Source organism: Prochlorococcus marinus str. AS9601 (assembly GCF_000015645.1).
GTDB classification, from domain to species: domain Bacteria; phylum Cyanobacteriota; class Cyanobacteriia; order PCC-6307; family Cyanobiaceae; genus Prochlorococcus_A; species Prochlorococcus_A marinus_O.
In genome coordinates this window covers 94,035-113,491 of record NC_008816.1, presented here as the reverse complement: position 1 = coordinate 113,491, position 19,457 = coordinate 94,035, and the positions used below count along the sequence as shown (strand labels likewise).

General features: G+C 30.7%; 24 protein-coding genes. 11 read left to right on the top strand and 13 right to left on the bottom strand.

Annotated features, from left to right (window positions below; translation table 11 throughout):
• The first annotated feature begins 14 nt into the window (after positions 1 to 14).
• The 5 genes from A9601_RS09660 to A9601_RS09640 all read left to right on the top strand — a co-directional run bounded on the left by A9601_RS09660 (position 15) and on the right by A9601_RS09640 (position 5,009).
• Positions 15 to 1,394, top strand: a complete 1,380-nt coding sequence (locus A9601_RS09660; protein WP_011817590.1) for a TIGR03279 family radical SAM protein — start codon at positions 15 to 17, stop codon at positions 1,392 to 1,394.
• A gap of 25 nt (positions 1,395 to 1,419) precedes the next feature.
• Positions 1,420 to 2,847, top strand: coding sequence for a TolC family protein (locus A9601_RS09655; protein ID WP_011817589.1), 1,428 nt, complete (start codon positions 1,420 to 1,422; stop codon positions 2,845 to 2,847).
• A 2-nt stretch (positions 2,848 to 2,849) separates the two neighbouring features.
• A complete protein-coding gene (locus A9601_RS09650; protein ID WP_011817588.1) occupies positions 2,850 to 3,650 on the top strand; it encodes an inositol monophosphatase family protein in 801 nt (266 codons plus the stop codon).
• A 91-nt stretch (positions 3,651 to 3,741) separates the two neighbouring features.
• A complete protein-coding gene (locus tag A9601_RS09645; RefSeq protein ID WP_011817587.1) occupies positions 3,742 to 4,656 on the top strand; it encodes a YihY/virulence factor BrkB family protein in 915 nt (304 codons plus the stop codon).
• 11 nt (positions 4,657 to 4,667) lie between these two features.
• Entirely contained in the window at positions 4,668 to 5,009 is a 342-nt protein-coding gene (locus A9601_RS09640; RefSeq protein ID WP_011817586.1) for a hypothetical protein, read from the top strand.
• Positions 5,010 to 5,013: 4 nt separating this feature from the next.
• Here A9601_RS09640 and A9601_RS09635 read toward each other — a convergent pair whose 3' ends face one another.
• From A9601_RS09635 to A9601_RS09625, 3 genes are all read right to left on the bottom strand, one after another.
• Positions 5,014 to 5,160, bottom strand: a complete 147-nt coding sequence (locus A9601_RS09635; protein WP_011375661.1) for a high light inducible protein — start codon at positions 5,158 to 5,160, stop codon at positions 5,014 to 5,016.
• A gap of 70 nt (positions 5,161 to 5,230) precedes the next feature.
• A complete protein-coding gene (locus tag A9601_RS09630; protein WP_011817585.1) occupies positions 5,231 to 5,614 on the bottom strand; it encodes a hypothetical protein in 384 nt (127 codons plus the stop codon).
• Positions 5,615 to 5,638: 24 nt separating this feature from the next.
• Positions 5,639 to 5,902 (bottom strand): DUF2973 domain-containing protein, encoded by a 264-nt coding sequence (locus A9601_RS09625; protein WP_011817584.1) that lies wholly within the window; start codon positions 5,900 to 5,902, stop codon positions 5,639 to 5,641.
• A gap of 221 nt (positions 5,903 to 6,123) precedes the next feature.
• Here A9601_RS09625 and A9601_RS09620 point away from each other — a divergent pair, with 221 nt between their 5' ends.
• Positions 6,124 to 7,197: a trypsin-like peptidase domain-containing protein gene (locus A9601_RS09620; RefSeq protein ID WP_011817583.1), complete on the top strand. Its 1,074-nt coding sequence runs from the start codon at positions 6,124 to 6,126 to the stop codon at positions 7,195 to 7,197.
• A gap of 5 nt (positions 7,198 to 7,202) precedes the next feature.
• Here A9601_RS09620 and A9601_RS18535 read toward each other — a convergent pair whose 3' ends face one another.
• Together A9601_RS18535 and A9601_RS09615 are read right to left on the bottom strand one after the other, a co-directional pair.
• Complete coding sequence (locus tag A9601_RS18535) at positions 7,203 to 7,346, bottom strand: hypothetical protein (RefSeq protein WP_011817582.1); 144 nt, start codon at positions 7,344 to 7,346, stop codon at positions 7,203 to 7,205.
• A 110-nt stretch (positions 7,347 to 7,456) separates the two neighbouring features.
• The gene (locus tag A9601_RS09615; RefSeq protein WP_011817581.1) at positions 7,457 to 9,082 is read right to left on the bottom strand and encodes an ABC-F family ATP-binding cassette domain-containing protein; all 1,626 of its coding nucleotides are present in this window, start codon (positions 9,080 to 9,082) and stop codon (positions 7,457 to 7,459) included.
• A 72-nt stretch (positions 9,083 to 9,154) separates the two neighbouring features.
• Between A9601_RS09615 and A9601_RS09610 the strand changes: the two genes are divergently transcribed.
• Positions 9,155 to 9,334, top strand: a complete 180-nt coding sequence (locus tag A9601_RS09610; protein WP_011817579.1) for a hypothetical protein — start codon at positions 9,155 to 9,157, stop codon at positions 9,332 to 9,334.
• Here the strand turns inward: A9601_RS09610 and A9601_RS09605 are convergent.
• Entirely contained in the window at positions 9,312 to 9,542 is a 231-nt protein-coding gene (locus A9601_RS09605; RefSeq protein ID WP_011817578.1) for a hypothetical protein, read from the bottom strand. The genes A9601_RS09610 and A9601_RS09605 overlap by 23 nt on opposite strands.
• A 34-nt stretch (positions 9,543 to 9,576) precedes the next feature.
• Positions 9,577 to 9,915 carry a hypothetical protein gene (locus A9601_RS09600; RefSeq protein WP_011817577.1) on the bottom strand — a complete coding sequence of 113 codons (339 nt, stop codon included), beginning with the start codon at positions 9,913 to 9,915 and terminating at the stop codon, positions 9,577 to 9,579.
• 118 nt (positions 9,916 to 10,033) lie between these two features.
• On the opposite strand from A9601_RS09600, the gene A9601_RS09595 reads away from it, so the two are divergent.
• Positions 10,034 to 10,336 (top strand): ribbon-helix-helix domain-containing protein, encoded by a 303-nt coding sequence (locus A9601_RS09595; RefSeq protein WP_011817576.1) that lies wholly within the window; start codon positions 10,034 to 10,036, stop codon positions 10,334 to 10,336.
• A gap of 6 nt (positions 10,337 to 10,342) precedes the next feature.
• Here A9601_RS09595 and A9601_RS09590 read toward each other — a convergent pair whose 3' ends face one another.
• Genes A9601_RS09590 through A9601_RS09575 form a run of 4 tightly spaced genes read right to left on the bottom strand, consistent with a single transcriptional unit; the run spans position 10,343 to position 15,525 of the window.
• Positions 10,343 to 11,047 (bottom strand): potassium channel family protein, encoded by a 705-nt coding sequence (locus tag A9601_RS09590; protein ID WP_011817575.1) that lies wholly within the window; start codon positions 11,045 to 11,047, stop codon positions 10,343 to 10,345.
• 18 nt (positions 11,048 to 11,065) lie between these two features.
• Positions 11,066 to 12,469: a potassium transporter TrkG gene (locus tag A9601_RS09585; RefSeq protein ID WP_011817574.1), complete on the bottom strand. Its 1,404-nt coding sequence runs from the start codon at positions 12,467 to 12,469 to the stop codon at positions 11,066 to 11,068.
• 4 nt (positions 12,470 to 12,473) lie between these two features.
• Positions 12,474 to 14,282, bottom strand: coding sequence for an SLC13 family permease (locus A9601_RS09580; RefSeq protein ID WP_011817573.1), 1,809 nt, complete (start codon positions 14,280 to 14,282; stop codon positions 12,474 to 12,476).
• A 49-nt stretch (positions 14,283 to 14,331) separates the two neighbouring features.
• The gene (locus A9601_RS09575; RefSeq protein ID WP_011817572.1) at positions 14,332 to 15,525 is read right to left on the bottom strand and encodes an NAD(P)/FAD-dependent oxidoreductase; all 1,194 of its coding nucleotides are present in this window, start codon (positions 15,523 to 15,525) and stop codon (positions 14,332 to 14,334) included.
• A 95-nt stretch (positions 15,526 to 15,620) separates the two neighbouring features.
• Here A9601_RS09575 and A9601_RS09570 point away from each other — a divergent pair, with 95 nt between their 5' ends.
• A complete protein-coding gene (locus A9601_RS09570; RefSeq protein ID WP_011817571.1) occupies positions 15,621 to 16,343 on the top strand; it encodes a phosphoadenylyl-sulfate reductase in 723 nt (240 codons plus the stop codon).
• Between the two features lie 15 nt (positions 16,344 to 16,358).
• Positions 16,359 to 17,054: a type III pantothenate kinase gene (locus A9601_RS09565; protein WP_011817570.1), complete on the top strand. Its 696-nt coding sequence runs from the start codon at positions 16,359 to 16,361 to the stop codon at positions 17,052 to 17,054.
• Here A9601_RS09565 and bcp read toward each other — a convergent pair.
• Positions 17,046 to 17,513, bottom strand: coding sequence for a thioredoxin-dependent thiol peroxidase (gene bcp / locus A9601_RS09560; RefSeq protein WP_011817569.1), 468 nt, complete (start codon positions 17,511 to 17,513; stop codon positions 17,046 to 17,048). The two genes, A9601_RS09565 and bcp, sit on opposite strands and share 9 nt — an antisense overlap.
• Between bcp and A9601_RS09555 the strand changes: the two genes are divergently transcribed.
• Entirely contained in the window at positions 17,513 to 18,169 is a 657-nt protein-coding gene (locus A9601_RS09555; RefSeq protein WP_011817568.1) for a 4'-phosphopantetheinyl transferase family protein, read from the top strand. The genes bcp and A9601_RS09555 overlap by 1 nt on opposite strands.
• Here A9601_RS09555 and A9601_RS09550 read toward each other — a convergent pair.
• Positions 18,166 to 19,455: an AAA family ATPase gene (locus tag A9601_RS09550; RefSeq protein ID WP_011817567.1), complete on the bottom strand. Its 1,290-nt coding sequence runs from the start codon at positions 19,453 to 19,455 to the stop codon at positions 18,166 to 18,168. The genes A9601_RS09555 and A9601_RS09550 overlap by 4 nt on opposite strands.
• Positions 19,456 to 19,457: the final 2 nt, after the last annotated feature.

The window sequence follows — 19,457 nt, the reverse complement described above, 5'->3', positions numbered from 1 at the left end:
TTGGGCCTTTAATTGTGTGGCAAGAAATTAATTACAAAGAAGATCCCGCTGACCTTTTGGTTCCTGATATTACTTATAAAATAAACCCTGCAGAAATTGAAAGTATTGAAGCTAATTCTATTGCTGAAGAAATAGGTTTTGAATCAGGTGATTCAATTATTAGTATTAACGGGAAAAAGCCAAGAGATTTAATTGATTATCAGATTCTGATTAGTGAAGAAATTTTAGACATATCAGTTTTAGATAAAAATCATGGGATTCACAATATAAATATTGAAAAAGATCAAGACGTTAATTTAGGTTTAAATTTTAAAGATGCATTATTTGATTCAATCAAGCAATGCAATAATAGATGTCCATTTTGTTTTATTGATCAACAGCCAAGTGGTAAAAGAAAAAGCCTTTATATAAAAGATGATGATTATAGATTAAGTTTCCTATATGGCTCTTATTTAACTCTCACGAATTTGAAAAAAGAAGACTGGGAAAGAATTGCTATGCAAAAACTATCCCCACTTTTTATTTCAGTTCATGCTACTGATCCGGCCACAAGAGAAAAATTATTAAAAAATAAAAAAGCAGGAGTGATACTTGATCAAATTTCGTGGTTTGAAAAAAACTCTATTCAAATACATGCTCAAATTGTTGTTTGTCCAGATATAAATGATGGGGATATTCTTGAGAAATCAATTTTGGAACTTGCTGAATTCTACAAAAAAACCTCTCAAACAGTACTTTCAGTAGCAATAGTTCCTGTAGGACTTACAAAATTTAGACCTGAAAATGATGGCTTAAAATCAATAAGCCCAGAATACGCCAAAAAAACTATTAAAAAAGTAGAGAGAATTCAAGCCTCTCTACAAAATACTCTTGGAACTCGTTTTTGTTGGCTAGCAGACGAATGGTATTTAATTGCCGGTACAAATTTACCTAGTTACAAAACCTACGAAAATATGCCACAAGAATCTAATGGAGTTGGGACTATTAGAAACTTTCTAGAAGCATTACGAGAGAAGACTCAAAACCTACCCCAAAAAGTAAAAAGGCCAAAAAAAGTTAGTTGGATTGTTGGTAAATTAGTTTATGAAGCCCTAATTCCTACAGTTAAGAAATTAAACTTAATTAATGGATTAACAATTAAGTTATATGGTTTGCCAAGTATTTATTGGGGTCAAGATCAAGTTGTTACAGGTCTTCTTACTGGAGAAGATCTAATTTACGGGCTGAAAAATAAGGATTTAGGAGAAGCTGTTTACATCCCCTCTATTATGTTAAAAATGAATACTGATTTATTTTTAGATGATAAAAATATTCAAGAAGTTGAGAATCAAATAAATACTAAAATTCACGTTCTTGATGATTCAAATGATATTATTAATACTTTAATTGGTTAATCGAATATTTTCGAAACTATAAAACATGCTTAGAAGAGTAATAAATCCTTTCTTATTATTTCCGCTTACTCTAAGTATGAATACCTTTAGTATTCTATCGAGCGAAACAAAAAATTACATTGATAATGTTTTAGAAGAAAAATCAAATATTACTTTTGTTGACTATCAAGAAATAGAAAAACTTGTACTAAATAATCAAGAATTAAAATCATTACAAAACCAAGTAGCCTCTGCAAGCTTTAATCTTTCCAGTCAAATTGCCAAAAGATACCCATCCTTAGATTTTCAAGCCAATGGGTTACCAAAATATGTCGCAGGTAAAAAATATAATAGCAATTCACCTACTTATAAAACATCACAATTTACGGCTAATCCCTCCCTTAATATTAAATGGGATTTAATTGCCCCGCTAAGAGGATCTGAAATTAAAATTGCCAAAACAAATTACAAAATTGCAGAAAATAATTATGAGATTAAGAAAAAAGATTTAATTCAGGAAGCAAGAATCAGATATCACAAATACAAAAAGTCATATCAAGATATTCAAAATAAAAAATTCACACTTGATTTATCAATTACAAGTTTAGAAAATGCTAAAGCGAAGCTAGATGCTGGAATAGGTACAAAATTTGAAGTTCTTGAAGCAGAAGCTCAATTATCTCGAGATCAACAATCTCTTAATGAAAAGAAAATAGAAAATGAAATTAATAAAATTTCTCTTAAAGAGATTATTAATGTTAAGGGAGATTTCGAAACTAATAAAGAGCAAAATCTCATAGGGTTTTGGAATCATAAATTGAATAAGAATATTAATGAGGGTTTGGATAAAAATCTTTCCTTAAAAAACCTTATCCTTCAAAAATCAATCAAAAAGAACCAAGCAGAGAGCTTTTTAGCTCAAAATAAGCCAAATATCTATATCAGTAATTCACTATCTAGTACATTTTCAAAAGGTGACTCTCTAGCAACTAATATCGACTCTGAAGAATCTGGATCTAATTATACAAATACCATAAGTCTAAATTTTGCATGGAGTATTTTTGATGGTGGACAAAATAAGAACTCTTTCAAATCAAAAATAGCAGATGCAGAATCCGAAAAATATGCTTATGAAAATCTAAAAAATGTTTTAACCACAAGTATTAGTAAAGCCTATTTAAATCTTAAATTAAATGAAGAAAAAATAATCTCCTCTCTTAAAGAAATTGAATCTAGCAAAGAGTCTGTAAGACTTTCCAGACTTAGATATGATGTCGGGATATCAACTCTAAAAGATGTTCTTGTTAGGCAAAGTGAATTAAGTAATGCGAAATCAAAAAATATTAATGCAATATATAATTACAATCTGAATATAGATGAATTAGAGAGATTAACTTTCCTTGATAAAAGTAAAAATTGTTTGAGTAGTAAAAATACTAAAATTAATAATACAGATTCTATTTGCAATATATAAAGATGAATCCACCAAATTTAACTAATAAGCAACTACATGAATTAGATTCTTTATTTGAATTGGTTAGTCAACGTCAAACAAAAGATTTTGGAAATATTAGCGCCAGCAATAAAGCCGATGGATCATTATTAACAAGTTGTGATTTATGGAGTGACAAAACAATCGTAGATGGCTTAGCTTCAATATCTCCAGGTGAAGGCGTCCTTAGTGAAGAAGGGCAAAAGTTAATTCCAAATTCAAAAGCTTACTGGGTGGTCGATCCACTCGATGGGACAACAAATTTTGCTGCTGGTATTCCTTACTGGTCTATATCTGTAGCAAGGTTCGTTGATGGTAAACCACAATCTTCTTTTTTAATAATTCCTACATTGAAAAAAAAGTTTGTATCCATTAAAGGTAAAGGGGTTTGGTTAAATAACAAAAAAATTGACCCTAGCCAAAATAATCTTCAAAGTGAATGCATTTCTTTATGTAGTAGATCAATAAAAATTTTGCAAAAAAAACCAAATTCAGTATTTCCTGGCAAAATCAGACTCTTAGGTGTATCGAGTTTAAATCTTACGAGTGTAGCGATGGGACAAACTTTTGGAGCAATAGAATCAACCCCTAAGATATGGGATATTGCAGCAGCCTGGCTGCTACTAGAAGAACTCAATTGTTCTATAGAGTGGTTAGAAAAAGATCCTTTAAATTTAGTTTCAGGAGAAGACTTGAGCGATGTTAATTTTCCATTAATTGCTTGTAGATCTAAAGAAAAATTTGAAATTTTAAAGCCATGGGGCAACTTATTATTAGAAAAATAGTTGCATGATAAATCAATAATTGCTTGAAAAATTTCTTAATCCGATACAATAAAAACTAAGTAAATAAATAAAATATTTGAAGAAAATTAATATGCAGAGAAGTTCAACATGGATACTGAAAAGTTTATGGGGAGCTTGTGAGAGATGGAGCAAATCTGATTGTGTTGATTTAAGCGCTGCATTTGCATACTACACACTTCAATCATTTTTTCCCATCCTTCTAATTTCTCTTTCAATAGCTTCATGGTTCCTAGGAAAACAAGAAGGATTAGATCAACAAATAATTGCCATTGCTGCTCAAATTTTACCTCCTTCAGTAGTTGAGTTAGTAGAAACAACATTATTTAATTTGATAGATCAAGGTTTTGGAGCAGGTATCCTTGGGGCTATGTTTTTGCTTTTCACCGCGGGAAATGCATATCTATCTCTTCAAAGAGGTTCGGATAGGCTTTGGGAGGACGAAATTCCTTCTAAAAAAGTTAATGCTGCTTGGAGAGTGCAAGCTTCGAAGTTTCTCCGAAATAGAGTTGAAGCCTTTTTAATAGTATTCTTTATTGGTTTTTTAATGGTACTAGATCAAATTAGTGCAAATCTTAGGATGATCCCAAGTAACGTTTTAGAAAATCTTTCAAAATCTAATAATCTTATTTCTGATTTATTATTAAAGTTGCCGCTATTACAAGTTGGTCAATTTGCAATACCACTTATTGGCTTTTCTTTAATGGCTCTTTTATTACAAGCACTTTTACCCAGTAGAAAAGTTCCATTGAAACCACTTTTACCTGGAGCTTTTCTTATTGGAATTGGCCTAACCACTTTGAACCTAGCAGTGAGTAAAAGTATTCTCTCACTAGGAGTAAGATTTCAAGCATACGGTTTTATTGGAGGTTTTCTTGTACTTACTTTATGGGTATGGCTATTAGGAGTGATTTTATATTTTGGACAGTGTTGGAGCGTAGTAATTGCTAGTATGACTCTAGTAAATAAAAAAAGAAATTATAGATAAGGATAACTAAAGTGAATTATTTTTTAAAAGCTAATAAAAATCTTCTTACCTACTCATTAATCATACTTATAGTTATTCCCATTTTTGGAATTAACTTTTTCATAAGCATTGTTGGAAATATCCTACTTCTTTTATTTTTAATTCCCCTTCTATTATTAGTTTTAGTGTTCATGGGTTTTAACTCTTACAAATCTAAAATTAATACATGCAGTAATTGCGGGGCAATATCATTAGGCTTAAGTGAAACATGCATGAATTGCGGTGCAGATTTAGAGAATATAACTAAGAAAAATCAATTAGATAAAAAGCCCAGTGAAAGTACCATTGAAGTGGAAGCAGAGGAAATTAAGTAAAATACTATCCTATTCCAATTTGTCGAAGAATACTTTGTCCAGTAATTAATTCAGTACCAAGTCCGATCAAAATTCCCATCATTGCCATACGGCCATTCCAAGTTTCTGCGAAATTTACGAATCCAAATCTTGGTTGATTTTCATCATTCATAATTAACTAAATTATCTATCAAATTATTTTAACGTTTTAAGGGGAAATTTATGATAAATAAATTAATTATTTATTTAACATGTCTTACACCATCAACAGGTCGATACTCATCTCCAGTTAACTCCTCAAATACAATGGCTGGCAATCCTGTATCAAACATTGTTTGCAATGCTTCTTTTAACATAGGATTCCAACCTCCAGTACTAACTTTTCCATGTCGTACAGTCCAGTCCCAAGTCCCTTGAAGATCTCTGGGTAATCTACCTTCTCTATCTCTTCGAGCAACTAAGTCTAAAGATTCAACTATACCAACAATTACTGGATTTTTACCGTAAGAAGGAGTAAGACTTAGTTCAAGCCTCACTGGATCTTCTTTAACCATCTTTAAACGGAACCTTGGTGGCAACTTGAGTGATCTTATTACCGCTGAGACAATTTTTGTTCTTAATTCCAATTTTTTTCCTTTAATGTAATTTGATTAATCAGATGTTGAACCTTTTTCTTCTAATGTAGTGTCATTGTCATTTGAAAATCTAACTGTTAGTAGTTCCTCTTCTGTTATTTTTCCCGATTTATCTAAAAGTTCTGGATGTATTGTGTACTTGTTTTGTTTAAAACTGGAAGTACTCAATCGTTGATTTTTATTATCGGATATACCCCAGCCATTAGACATAACTTTAAAAGCTTTCCACACTAAATAAGTTAAGGCTGCAGAATATATTATTGGAAATAGAATAGTCATCAGTCTTATAAATTTAGTTAGTTATATGATAAACATAATAGCTCGAAAAAAAGAAATTTAGCTACTTTAAGTTATTTAATTATTCTCTAGATTAAATAAATTAAATTTGTAGTTATATTTAAATTACACTGATATGGTGTATTAAATCTCTCGAAGTACATAAAAAATCAAAATTGAAAAGAGACATCCAAAAGCTATTAATAATCGTCTCATTAATTACAATGGGCATTAGACATCCTGCAAAAGTAATATCCCAAACATTAAGCAAGCCAAAAATTAATGAAGTTAATTTATATTCGAACAAATCTTTTATAACTAAAGCTGTAGAAAGAACCGGTGCAGCTGTGGTGACAATTGATACTCAAAGATATGTTAAAAAAAGAAATTTTCCAAGAAATTCTCAACTATTTTTAGACCCATATTTTGAAAGATTTTTTGGATTAGATTTAAATAACGAAAATCGACCAAGGATAGAGCAAAACCAAGGCAGTGGATTTATATTTGCAGATGGACTTGTAATGACCAATGCTCATGTAGTGAATGGATCAGATAAGGTAATTGTTGGTTTAACCAATGGCAAAAAATTAAACGCTAAACTGATAGGTCAAGACTCTTTTACTGATTTAGCTGTGCTAAAGATTGAAGGGAAAGGGCCTTGGCCAAAAGCAAAATTGGGCGATTCTGCAAAGATTAAAGTTGGTGATTGGGCTATAGCAGTTGGAAATCCATTTGGATTGGAAAACACAGTTACGCTTGGTATTATTAGTAATCTAAATAGAAACGTAAATCAATTAGGAATATATGATAAAAAACTTGAACTGATACAAACTGACGCTGCTATTAATCCTGGCAATTCTGGAGGTCCACTGTTGAATAGCGATGGAGAAGTAATTGGTATTAATACCTTGATAAGATCAGGTCCAGGAGCCGGTTTGAGTTTCGCAATCCCAATTAATAAAGCTAAAGAAATTGCCTATCAACTTTTAAACAATGGGAAAGTAATACATCCTATGATTGGAATTAGCCTAATAGAAGAAAGTGTTTCTGAGAGAAAAAATAATGTCGTAAAAGTTGGATATGTAGTACCGAACAGTCCAGCTGAAAAAAGTGGAATCAAGATAGATGATATTTTAATTAAAATAGACAATAAAGATATTGAAACCGCATCAGACGTAATAGAACAAATTAGTAAAAATGGTATCAAAAAACAAGTAAATATATTATTAAAGCGTAAAAATAAATTTATTAAATTAAAAGTAATACCAACTGATATTACTAATCTACAAAATAAATAAAAAATTTAATTGTTATTCCGTTTAAGTATTTCCACACATCTAGAAATACATCTACCATCGCTTACATCACAGGAAGTAATGCATTCAAAATAACTTTCAATAGGATCAGAAATTTGAATCTTTTTTTCTTGGAAATCGTAATTTTTCATTTAAGTTATTAAAACCTATTCTGTATTTTTAAGATTAATCAAGGACGATAAACTATGTAAAGATAAATGAGTGATCTTACTTAGCCAAGTGTAAATTTTATTAAAAGTAATCAAATTTTTTGGCTTTGAGTTTTTTCTAAAAAATATTCATAATTACCGTCATATGAATATAACTTTGAATCTTTAATTTCAATAATTCTATTTGCAACCTTTGAAATAAAATACCGATCATGAGAAATGATTAATAATGAACCTTTATAATTTTTAATTGCTAATTCTAAGTTTTCCTTAGATTGCAGATCCAAATGATTAGTTGGTTCGTCCAAAAGAAGGAAATTACTAGGATTAATAATCATGAGCGCCAATGCTAATCTTGCCTTTTCTCCCCCACTGAGTTGTTTAATATATTTAAAAACAGTTTCATTTTGAAAGCCAAAACCCCCTAAAAATGTTCTAACTTTTTTTTGGGACCATTCTGGAGACTTATTACATATTAAATCAATAACCGTTTCATCAAGTGAAAGCGCTTCAGCCTGATTCTGTTCATAATAGTTAGTAATTATATTATGTTTACCAAGATTAATTTCTCCAATTTCAGGAGATATTTTTTTCATAATAATTTTAAGCAATGTAGATTTGCCGCATCCATTAGGGCCCAATATTGCTATTTTCTCCCCAGAAGAAATCTTTAAATTAATATCTAGAAAAAGAATTTTATCCTCGAAACTATGGGACAAATTTTTAATATTTAGAACTAATTTTCCAGAGCGAGGGCACTCTGGAAAATTAAAAACAGGACTTTTTGATTTTGCTATGGGAGCCTCAATTTTAGTAATCTTTTTTAATTGTTTTTCTCTACTCTTTGCTTGAGAACTTCTTGTTGCACTAGCTCTAAATCTATCTATATACCTCTTTTGTAACTCAATTTCTTTTTGTTGTAATTGATATGCTTTATTTTGTGATTCTTCATTCAAAGATTTCTGTTCGACAAAAAAAGAATAGTTCCCATTATATGTTTCAGATATTCCTCTATCTACAAAAATTATTTTTTTACATAATTTATCTAAGAAATATCTATCATGGCTAATTATAATCACTGCAATTTTAAGCGATGATAGATATTCTTCCAACCAAAAAATAGTTTCTAAATCTAAATGATTGGTTGGTTCATCCAATAAAAGTAAATCTGGTTTTTGTAAGATTATTTTTCCAAGAGCAACTTTCATCTGCCAACCACCTGAGAAGTTGCCAACTAATTTATCAGCATCTGCTAAAGAAAAGCCTAATTTTGGTAATATTTTTTCTACATCAGATTGCATTTTATAACCTCCTAACGCTTCAAATTTTGCTTGATATTTTGCGAGTTGATTAACAAGTATTTCAAGTTCATCGGAATTTTTTTTTATATCCAACGATTTCATTTTATTCTCAATTTCTAAAAGTTTAATGGCAACAATTTGTATATCTATAAAAGAACTTTCTAATTCCTGTCTCACTGAAAAATTCAAATTACAATCAAACTCTTGCTTTAAATGGGCAATTTTAGGATTTCCCTCTTTGATGATCGTTCCACTTGTTTGCTCTTCCTCTCCAATTAAAATCTTAAATTGGGTTGATTTACCTGCACCATTAGAACCAACTAAGCCAACTTTTTCTCCTTTCTTAATCTCCCAACTAATATTTTTTAAAACAACATCTGTAGAATAAATTTTGCTTACACCTTCAAATCTAATCACTGTTTTAAAAATAGAATTTACAAAATCTGTGGCTTATTTACTAAAAAATATTTTGTGGAATAAAATTAAATCATGAAAAGAATAGAACAAATTGTAGTGATTTTCATAGCTGCAGCTCTTGCAATTCCAAGTTATTGGTTTTTTTGGACTTTAGCTGGTGGTGGTGGTTACAACAAAAGAATAAAACCTATTCCAAATCCTAATAATAATAATTATTCGAAACCTGTTCCTAAAGACCTCCTCGAGCCTTAATTAACCACATTTTAGTTGCCTCATCATCGATAGTACTCAAATATTCAATAACCTCTTCTTTAGTCACAGAAATATTTAACTCGTTGCCAATGTCGCATATTTTATCTAAGGCTTTTTTGGGATTAGTTAGGGCTGTCATAAAAAGACTTTGTTTCTTTTTGGAATCGTTTGCTATTAACTTATAGAGCTTTTCAGCATTACTGGACATGTTTTTAAAATCTATTTATTAATAGATTATTACTTCAAGCTACATTTTGTTCATTATATTTATTATTAGATAAATCATTATCCACATCTTTTATCTCTTTTGCAGAGGCATCTGCCATACTTCTTGCGTCTAAACATAAAACTTTTCTTAATTTCGCAAAGTTAGCTGCGTGAGATTTTCTGCCATCTTTTTGAGCACAGTACTCAGACTGCTGAAGAATATGATGAAGATGAGTTAACAAATATGGACTAATTACAGCTGATACCAAAACATCACTATTTTCATTGTCGTGATAATTAGAATTAACTAATTTTTTTTTCTTTTTATCAATAATAGACCTTTTAGGAGAATCAAGTTTTCTTGAATTTTTCATGGAGCATAAAAATTAATTAATTGATACGGACATAAATTTCCTTACTAATAATATACACAAAGATAGTATCCTTGACTAACTGTGTATACTAATAAGTAACAGTTATCAACTTTGACTCATGGCTACCCGCCAAAACTCAACTAATGGGAAGCCTAAATCCCCCAGAATTCAAGTAGTTCTCCCAGAATTAATATGTGAGCAGTTAACTATTTTAGCCAATAATGAATCTAGGACAGTAAGTAATATGGCAAAAGTGTTAATACAAGAGGGTATAAAAAAATATTTCGAAAAAGAAAGTAAATCACCTGTTTCAGAAAATAATTTAAATACTGATAAATTTAGAGATGAACTTGAAAAACAAAGTGTCAGAAGATTAAAAAGAGCTCCTCAAAGGATTAGATACTATAAAAAATCTGATTAAAAATAATTAATTTTGAGGCAATTTCTGTAAATCTGCAGTTTTACCCATAACTACCAAAATGTTTCCTCTTTCCAAAATATATTTTGCTGGAGGATTAACTGTTAACTCTTCAGCAGGTCCTGCAGCAAGAACATTGACTAAATAATTTTTTCTCAAATTTAAATCTCTTAAAGATCTTCCAATAAATTCTTCTGGAACAGTTATTTCATCTATACCAGTTTGATTATCTAGTTCTAATCTCTCGATTAGGTTTGGTCTTACTAATTCTAAACCTAATCTTTCTCCTTGCATCCTAGATGGGAAAACAACTTTGTCTGCACCAACTCTTTTTAACATTTTTTCGTGCAAGTCACTGGTAGCTCTCGCTATTACTCTTTTCACTTTGCTACCTTCACTATCCTTAGCAATAAGAGTTGTAGTTATACTTGCTTCAATAGGTTCACTAATACCCACTACAACAGTATTCATTTCAAGAATTCCCGATTCCTTCATAGACTCTTCATCAGTACAATCTACAACTCTCGCTTCTATCGAAGGTTCTAATTGCCTTAAATCATCAATAGCTTTTTCCGAATAATCTGCAGCCAAAACATCAGCACCATTACTAATAAGTTCTCTGCAAACTGCAGTTCCAAATCTTCCAACGCCGACAACTGCAAAAGTGAGTTCTTCATTTTCTTTCTTTTGAGTCCACTTCCACCAATCAGCCATAATAAAACTCAGTCAATTCTAAACGTATAGATCAGCCCTAGGATAGCCAATTCTCTTTTGCCTATCTATTCTACTCTTATAAAGAGCCTGCCAAAGTGCACTTAAAAGCAAAAGGATCCCGAGTCTGCCCACAAACATACCCACAATAAGAATAAATTGACCAAAATGATTTAATTTTGAGGTTAAACCAATATCAAAACCAACTGTTGCAAATGCTGATATGCAAGTGAACAGAATTTCTAGAAATGTGAATGATTCTTTTTTAACAAAAGTATTAGTTGTACTAAGCAACATTGCCATTAAAAGAACAAAAAGCAAAGATCCAACTGTGATTCCAACTGCCTTAAGAATAACTTTATCTGAAATTAATCTATTGCTAATAATTACATCTTTCTGACCTCTTAAAGTTGATCTGGTTGCAGCCATTAAAGCAATAAATGTAGTTGTTTTTATGCCTCCACCAGTACCTCCTGTACTTGCTCCAATAAACATAAGCGTCATTAATAATAAGAGGCCCGTATCTGAGATAGAGTTCAAAGAAATCGGAAAATTTGTAAAGCCTGCAGTTCTTGCACTAACTGTTTCGAAGATAGATGACATTAACCGTTCAAACAAATTTAAATCATTAAAAAATTGACTATTTAGTAGTGATTCAGTGATAAAGAATCCAAATGATCCGAACAATATTAGAGACAAACTTGTCCTAATAACTAGTCTGGAATGAAGGCTTAATTTCTTATAAGAAAGACTTTTTTTATGACTCCAAATATCATCAATAACCCGCCAACCCAATCCACCCATAACAATGAGAAAAACAAAAACACTATTCACCAAATAATTTGTCCTATAGTCTTGAAGACTATTTGACATTAACGAAAATCCTGCATTGTTATAGGCAGAAATGCTGTGAAAAATCGAGGACCATAGTCTTTCCCAATTGTTTTGAATGTCTACAAATCCAAAAGAATATAAGACAATTGCGCCCAAAGATATAATAATAATCGCAGTAATAGCAATGCTTTGAAAAGTTCGACCAATTCCTCCAACTCCAAATTCATCTAAAGTCTTTCCTTTATCTAATCTAGTTCTTAACTTTGTCCCCTTTACAACAAACCCTTGTAAAAATGTTGTAATAGCCATTAATCCTAGACCTCCTGATAAAAGCATAAAAGCTAAGAAAACTTGGCCAAAGAAATTTAAATCATTACCAATATCTATTATGGTTAAGCCAGTAACGGTTATTGCAGAAGTAGATGTAAAAAATGCTTCCCACAAACCAACCTTTGAAGATGAACATAATGGAGAGCTCAAAATTAAAGTTCCAAGGCAAATAATAAACAAGCCTGTAACAATAGTAAATTGAGGTACAGATAGCTTTTTGTAAGCATCTTTTAACTTATAAACCTTGCTTGTGAATTTCACGATATTATCCGTAATTTAAAATTATCAATGCTGGCACAGTAAAAGACATTATAAGTGTTAATCCTGCGCCGTATTTTGCGATATCAAAAAATCTATATCTTCCAGGACCATAAACCATTAAATTTGTTTGATAACCCATTGGAGTCAAGAAAGATTGACTTGCACCAAACAAAACAAGCATTATTAAAGCGCTTGGTGAAATTTCTAAAACATTTGAGAATTCAATAGCAACAGGCAAAATCAAAGCAACCGAAGCAGCATTACTTATAAATTGCGTAAGAATAACTGTAGAAACAAAAATTACGACTAATGCAAAATAAAGAGGCATTCCGTTAAGGGCAAAATTTAGATTAACTGCAATTACATCTGCTAATCCAGTTATCTGCATAGCTACACTAAAACACGATAAAGATCCCAGCAATAAAATAACGTCTAACCTAATTGATTTTTGTATCTCTGCAGGTCTTAAACATCCACAAGCCACCATTGCAATCACTGCCAAAAGAACTGAACCTACTAATGGAATATTAGAAACCGAAGGTAAAATGACCATTCCTATTGCAATTGCAATCGATATAGGTTTTTTTATCAAAAAAGGTAAGTCATCTTCGAATTGATCTAAAATAAGCAAATCATTACTAGCTTGCAAACCTCTTATTGAATCTAGAGGTGCTTGCAATAATAAAACATCTCCAGCCCTTAAAACAGCTTGGCCTAATCTCTCCTGAACAGTTTGCTGACCTCTTCTTAATGCTAAAACTGTTGCATTATGACGCTGCCTAAATCTTAATTCTCTCAAACTTGCACCGGCTAAAGTTGAACCAGCTGGTAACAAGGCTTCAAAGGTCTTAGTACCTTCATCATCTGAGAAAACATTAGCCCCATCGAACGATGTTTTGTTTTCTCCTAACAGAATAGTATGTTCCTGTTGCAGCCTAAATAAGTCTGCCCTTGTAACGCGGATTATTAATCTATCATTCGGTTCGATCTTTCTATCAGCCAAAGGAGGAAGAATAACTTTTCCATTTCGTTGCAATTCCAGAACATCAACGTCAAATCGTCTTTGCAATCTACTATTTCTGACAGATTGTCCAACTAATTCTGAAGTAGAAGGAATGGTAACTTCGGTAAAATATATATTCATATCACCATTTTTAATAAACTCCTTATCTCTCCCTCTATCTGGTAAAAGCATGTCAGAAACTAGAATCATATAGGTTGTACCTATCAGCCATACAGGAATTCCTATTGAAGTCAAACTAAATAATTCCAAACCTCCGTAACCTAATTGTTGACTAATATCACTTACAAGAAGATTTACTGAGCTACCTAATAATGTCAGAGTTCCTCCAAGCAAAGTAGCAAAAGAAAGAGGTAATAAAACTTTTGATGGTGATATATTTCTTCGCTCGCACCAACTTTCAATTAAAGGTAACAAAGATGCTACTACTGGAGTATTAGGTACAATTCCAGATATTGGAGCAATCAAAAAAGCTATTAAAGAAATTAATTTCCTTGGAGTTCGAATACTTTCAGAAGAAATCAATTCTCTTACTCTGTCTAAGGCACCACTTTTAAATAATGCTGAGGAAACTGCAAATAAACCCATAAGGGTAATTAAAGAAGGGCTACCAAATCCAGCTAAAGCTTTTTCAGGAGAGAGAACCCCAGTAGATATAAATATTCCGACACATAACAAACCAGTCAATTCTGGTGCAATAGTATTTCTAATAAATAAAATTATTGACATTATTAAAACAACTACCGTTATAAACGCATCAAAATTATTACTAACTACTGCAATTAAATTCATACAAAACTTATTTAACTCAATATACCCAAAAACAATATTTCAAAAAAGTTTAATTCGAATAATCTTTTTTAAGAAACTTTTTAAAAATAGATTTTTTTTGGAATATCCATGAAGATGCAGATTTTAAGCTTTCTGTAATATCAGGCAACCTGGAAGCATATATAAGTCTTCTTGCCTCAAAAGCCAATTTCCCAGATAAAGTAACCCCAAGCCCAGAAATTGAAGCTTCGCCTATTCCTAAACTAATCATTTCACCGTTGTCTTGAAATTCAAAGGGTAAAGGATCTTTTCCTTGAACTAAAAGTTCTAAATTATTAGCAAGATGATTTCCTTCCTGCATAGCGACCTGAGCAGTTATGGGTAAATCCTCCATTCCTTCAATAACTGAAATATCACCAATAGCAAAACAGTTTTTATGGTTTTCTATTTGCAAGTTATTATTAACTAAAATTCGTCCAAATTTTTTTGTTATTTGATCAGTTTCTAAGTAAGACAAATTAGGTTTAACACCTGCTGTCCAAATAACAATATCTTTATCCAAGGAAGTTATTCCAACCTCACTAGAAATAGTAATTTTAGTTTCTGAGACCTCTTTAACTGTGGAATTCAAAAGAACATTGATTTTTCTTTTTTCTAATGCCTTCTCTGCTTGTTCTCTATTAAAAATTTTGTTTTTATTGAGGATTTCGTTTGATTTTTCTATTACATTAATTTCAAATTGGTCTGTAAATATATCTTTAATTTTGCATGCCAACTCGATACCAGAGGGACCACCTCCAACTATAAATAACTTTTTATGCAAGGCAGTATTTTGTGATTTTTTTAAAAAATAATTTAATTTATTTAAATCGTTAACATCATTAAAAAAATAACAATTTTCATCTACACCTTTTATAAAAAAACTATTTGGAATAGATCCTGTACAGATAACGAGATATTGATAACTTAATTTTAATTCATCACTAAATTCAAGAATATTTTCTTTGAAGTCAATTTTGGTTAAACAATTTCTTAAAAAAGTTATACCCGCATCAGAAAAAATATTTGCAAATTTTGGGTTGGCTTCCCAACTGCTTATCTCTTTACTTAAAACTTCGTACATTAAAGGTTTAAATATAAAGTTAGTTTCAGAATCAACTACAAGAATAGGTAAAGAAGGATTAAGTTTCTTTAAATTCAAAGCAAATGTCATACCTGCAAAACCTGCTCCAACTATTACTATTGGTTTTTGTATTGATTTCATTAGAGAAATATTGATATGCGTAAATGTATTATTAAACTATACGAATAATTTATAAATTGAGCGAAATAAAATTAAACTCATAATCAAACTGAAGAATGATTGAAAAAATTCACAAAGATATTCAAACTAACTTGAGGAAATATAATCAAGATCTTGTAGATATGAAGCCTCAAGCAATGCTTACATGGGGTTATAAAAAATTTGATAAACAATTTGCTATTACAACAAGTTTTGGTATACAGTCATCAGTCCTTTTAGATATGGTCAGCAAATTATCCCTACAAAAAAAAATCAAAATATTTTGGATAGATACAGGTTACCTTCCTCCAGAAACATACCATTACGCTGAAAAGCTTATTGATAATTTATCCTTAGAAGTTGAAGTTCTGCAAAGTGAATTATCTCCAGCAAGAATGGAAGCCAAATATGGAAAACTTTGGGAAACAAAAAAAGAGAGTGATTTAGATAAGTATCATGAATTGAGAAAGATAAAACCTTTAGAAAATGGTCTAGAAAAATATGATATTTCCTGCTGGGCAAACGGCGTTAGATCAAGTCAAACAGAAAATAGAAACAAAATGAAATTCATAGACGTAATTCGTCAAAGGCTCTCTTTAAGACCTTTATTAAATTGGACAAATAAAGATATTTTTTATTATATGGAAGAGAATAATTTGCCTGCCCATCCACTTTTTATCAAAGGTTATTCTTCTGTAGGAGATTGGCATTCAAGCAGTCCCGATGGTCTTGAAACAAAGGGCAGAGATACAAGATTTGGAGGAATTAAACAAGAATGTGGGATTCACACTAATAATTAAATTGATCATAGAAAAATGGTCTCAGAAATAAATTTTTTATTAGTAGGCAATAGTAGGCTTCATTGGGCTCAATATTCTAAAAATCAATCTAAATTCTTCCATACCAAAAAAGAGCAAAAAGTTCCCGAAAATATAGATCTTGATCAATTAATTTGGGCTTCTGTAGGAAATCTTCCAAATTTTTTGCTGAGAAAAGAAAATGAAATAAAAACTAAAGACATCCAATTATCAAATCTTCCTGATTATTTTGGAGTTGATAGAGCTCTTGCCTGTATTGCCGCTTTTAAAATTATTGAAAACCCTTTCAAAAAAGATTTGCTAATTGCAGATTTTGGAACAATATTATCAATAACAAAATTGAATTCAAATGGATCTATTATTGGAGGTCAACTTCTTCCAGGTTTTCTAACACAATTAAAATCAATGGAACAAAATACAAAAAATCTTAAAGTTCCCAAAAAATATGATATTCCTATCAAAGATTTTTTAATTAATACAGAACAAGCAATCTTAAAAGGAGTAATCAACTCTCTTAATGGCGTGATTAATAGTTTATTTAATCCCGAAAAGGATATTTTAATAATTTGTGGGGGAGACTCTCAATTAATCACAAAATCTCTAAAAACTAAAAAAGAAAATATTATCAATGCTCCTAATTTAGTTATGGAGGGGATGATTATTCACCACCTATCTATAAAAAAATTAGCTTAACCCAAGGTCTGCAATTATATGATCAGCCATTATTGCTGCTTTTACCTTTAAGTAAATTTTTTCTATGTTACCTTCAGTATCAATTAAAAAAGTATTTCTCATCATTCCCATATATTCTTTTCCCATGAATTTTTTCAGACCGTAGCTATCGTAATCAGAAGAAACTTTGAAAGGTTCAGGATCAGTTAAAAGAATAAAAGGTAAATTAAATTTTTCTATAAACCTCTGATGAGAGGATGCATTATCCTTACTAATACCAAGCACAACAATATTATTTTTTTGGAGTAAATCCCAATTCTCTTTAAAGTTACATGCTTCTTTAGTACATCCAGGAGTATTATCTTTTGGATAAAAATATAGTATTATTCTTTTACCTTTAAAGTCACTAAGAGAAACTTCTTTCTCAAAAGAATCTTTTAATTTAAATTCTGGTGCTTTGTCGCCAACCTTAAGAGCCATTGAAATTATTAAATGAGTATGAATATAAAATACCAAAAATTTGGTTTTATGAGATTAAAGGTGTGCAAGATGTCGCAACTATAGAAGAAATTAAAACTGCAAAAAAACTAACAAATTCAAGATCAAAGATTTTCTTAGAAACAAGAGCTTATTTGCGCCAATCACTTTCAACACTTTTTGATTTAGACCCCCTAGAAATTCCAATTAATGCTCAACCTGGAGAACCTCCAAGTTTACCCTCTGGCATGGGAAATATCAGTTTAAGTCATTGTAAAGATGCCATTATTATAGTCTGGCATAAAGGCAAAATAGGTATTGATATTGAGAGAGCAGATAGAGATTTTAACCATATAAAATTTGCAAAAAAATATTTTTTTCATACCAATAAATCAAACCATAATAATTATTTAACAAAAAATATGATATTAAATCAATGGTGTGCTGTTGAAGCGGCTATAAAATGGGATCACGGAAAAATCGCTAAAGACATTAAATATTGGCAATTTTTTGAAAAGCCTAAAGAATTAATTCATAAGAAGAAAAATATACATTTAAATTATTCACAGATTAACTTCCATAATTGGACTATCGCTTTAGCCTACGAAGAAAGAACTTCTTTATATCCTGAGATTATTTGTTGTTCGAAAAATTTTTAATTTTCTTTTCTTCTAAGCAGTTCATCATATTGAGTTTTTTCCCATCCATTATTATTTGGTTCCCATATTTTGAAACCTCTTAAAGATTTAGGAAGATATTCTTGTACGACCCAATTACCTGGATAATTATGAGGATTTACATAACTATTAGAATTATTTTTTAAATGAAGTGGAACATCAAAAGCATTAGTAGATTTGATTGTTTCAATTGCTTTAAAAATACTTTTCGTACTATTACTTTTTAGAGAAATAGCTAAGTATAAAGAAGCCTGCGTTAAAAAATATAATCCTTCTGGAAAACCAACTCTATCGAAAGCATCACAACAGGATTGTACAACTACTATGGCATTAGGATCAGCTATTCCAATATCTTCACTGGCAGATATAAGAAGTCGTCTAAAAATAAAATTAGGATCTTCACCAGCCTCCAGCATATTGGCAAGCCAGAATAAAGTTGCATCTGGATCAGAGCCTCTAATGGACTTGATAAAGGCACTTATTACATCGTAGTGATTTTGACCATTTTTATCGTAAACAATATTTTTCTTTTGTAGTGCATCCTCTGCTATTGAGAGATTAATATTGATTTCTTTAGCATCATTTTCAGAAGTTGTTTCTATGGCCATCTCTAGCGCATTGATTAATGTCCTTGCATCTCCGCCAGAAAATTTAATTAAATGACTTATAGCATCTTGAGTTAAATAAACCTTTTTTGAATCTTTTTGTTTTGAATAGTGATTAATGACTTTTTGTATTATTTTCTGTAAATCATTTTCTGCCAAAGGAAGTAATGTGAAAATACGAGACCTGCTAACAAGCGCTTTATTAACAGCAAAGAAAGGGTTTTCAGTTGTAGCACCAATAAAAGTTATAGTTCCATTTTCTATTGAAGGTAATAAAGCATCTTGCTGAAGTGATGTAAATCTATGAACCTCATCGATAAATAAAATTGTTTTTCTTTTTGAATTTATTAATCTATCTTTTGCATTAGCGATTTCATTTCTTAATTCTTTAACACTTGATAATACTGCATTTAACCTAATTAATTTTGACCGCGTATTAAAAGAAATAATTTCAATTAGAGTAGTTTTTCCAACACCCGGAGGGCCAGAAAAAATAAAATTACTAACCTTATCATTTAATATTGCACTTCTTAAAAGCGAATTCTCATTCAGGATTGGTTGTTGACCAAAAAAATCTTCCAAATTCTTTGGTCTTAATTTATCTGCCAAAGGTGCATTGTTTTCTATTTGAGAATAATTAGTAAATAAATTTTCTGAATGCATAT

What these genes read in the sequence shown, in the direction of transcription:
- A9601_RS09655 (WP_011817589.1), top strand. Translation starts at nt 1,420, where the DNA reads ATGCTTAGAAGAGTAATAAATCCTTTCTTATTATTTCCGCTTACTCTA.
- A9601_RS09650 (WP_011817588.1), top strand. Translation starts at nt 2,850, where the DNA reads ATGAATCCACCAAATTTAACTAATAAGCAACTACATGAATTAGATTCT.
- A9601_RS09645 (WP_011817587.1), top strand. Translation starts at nt 3,742, where the DNA reads ATGCAGAGAAGTTCAACATGGATACTGAAAAGTTTATGGGGAGCTTGT.
- A9601_RS09635 (WP_011375661.1), bottom strand. Translation starts at nt 5,160, where the DNA reads ATGAATGATGAAAATCAACCAAGATTTGGATTCGTAAATTTCGCAGAA.
- A9601_RS09625 (WP_011817584.1), bottom strand. Translation starts at nt 5,902, where the DNA reads ATGACTATTCTATTTCCAATAATATATTCTGCAGCCTTAACTTATTTA.
- A9601_RS09620 (WP_011817583.1), top strand. Translation starts at nt 6,124, where the DNA reads ATGGGCATTAGACATCCTGCAAAAGTAATATCCCAAACATTAAGCAAG.
- A9601_RS18535 (WP_011817582.1), bottom strand. Translation starts at nt 7,346, where the DNA reads ATGAAAAATTACGATTTCCAAGAAAAAAAGATTCAAATTTCTGATCCT.
- A9601_RS09610 (WP_011817579.1), top strand. Translation starts at nt 9,155, where the DNA reads ATGAAAAGAATAGAACAAATTGTAGTGATTTTCATAGCTGCAGCTCTT.
- A9601_RS09605 (WP_011817578.1), bottom strand. Translation starts at nt 9,542, where the DNA reads ATGTCCAGTAATGCTGAAAAGCTCTATAAGTTAATAGCAAACGATTCC.
- A9601_RS09600 (WP_011817577.1), bottom strand. Translation starts at nt 9,915, where the DNA reads ATGAAAAATTCAAGAAAACTTGATTCTCCTAAAAGGTCTATTATTGAT.
- A9601_RS09595 (WP_011817576.1), top strand. Translation starts at nt 10,034, where the DNA reads ATGGCTACCCGCCAAAACTCAACTAATGGGAAGCCTAAATCCCCCAGA.
- A9601_RS09590 (WP_011817575.1), bottom strand. Translation starts at nt 11,047, where the DNA reads ATGGCTGATTGGTGGAAGTGGACTCAAAAGAAAGAAAATGAAGAACTC.
- A9601_RS09580 (WP_011817573.1), bottom strand. Translation starts at nt 14,282, where the DNA reads ATGAATTTAATTGCAGTAGTTAGTAATAATTTTGATGCGTTTATAACG.
- A9601_RS09575 (WP_011817572.1), bottom strand. Translation starts at nt 15,525, where the DNA reads ATGAAATCAATACAAAAACCAATAGTAATAGTTGGAGCAGGTTTTGCA.
- A9601_RS09570 (WP_011817571.1), top strand. Translation starts at nt 15,621, where the DNA reads ATGATTGAAAAAATTCACAAAGATATTCAAACTAACTTGAGGAAATAT.
- A9601_RS09565 (WP_011817570.1), top strand. Translation starts at nt 16,359, where the DNA reads ATGGTCTCAGAAATAAATTTTTTATTAGTAGGCAATAGTAGGCTTCAT.
- bcp (WP_011817569.1), bottom strand. Translation starts at nt 17,513, where the DNA reads ATGGCTCTTAAGGTTGGCGACAAAGCACCAGAATTTAAATTAAAAGAT.
- A9601_RS09550 (WP_011817567.1), bottom strand. Translation starts at nt 19,455, where the DNA reads ATGCATTCAGAAAATTTATTTACTAATTATTCTCAAATAGAAAACAAT.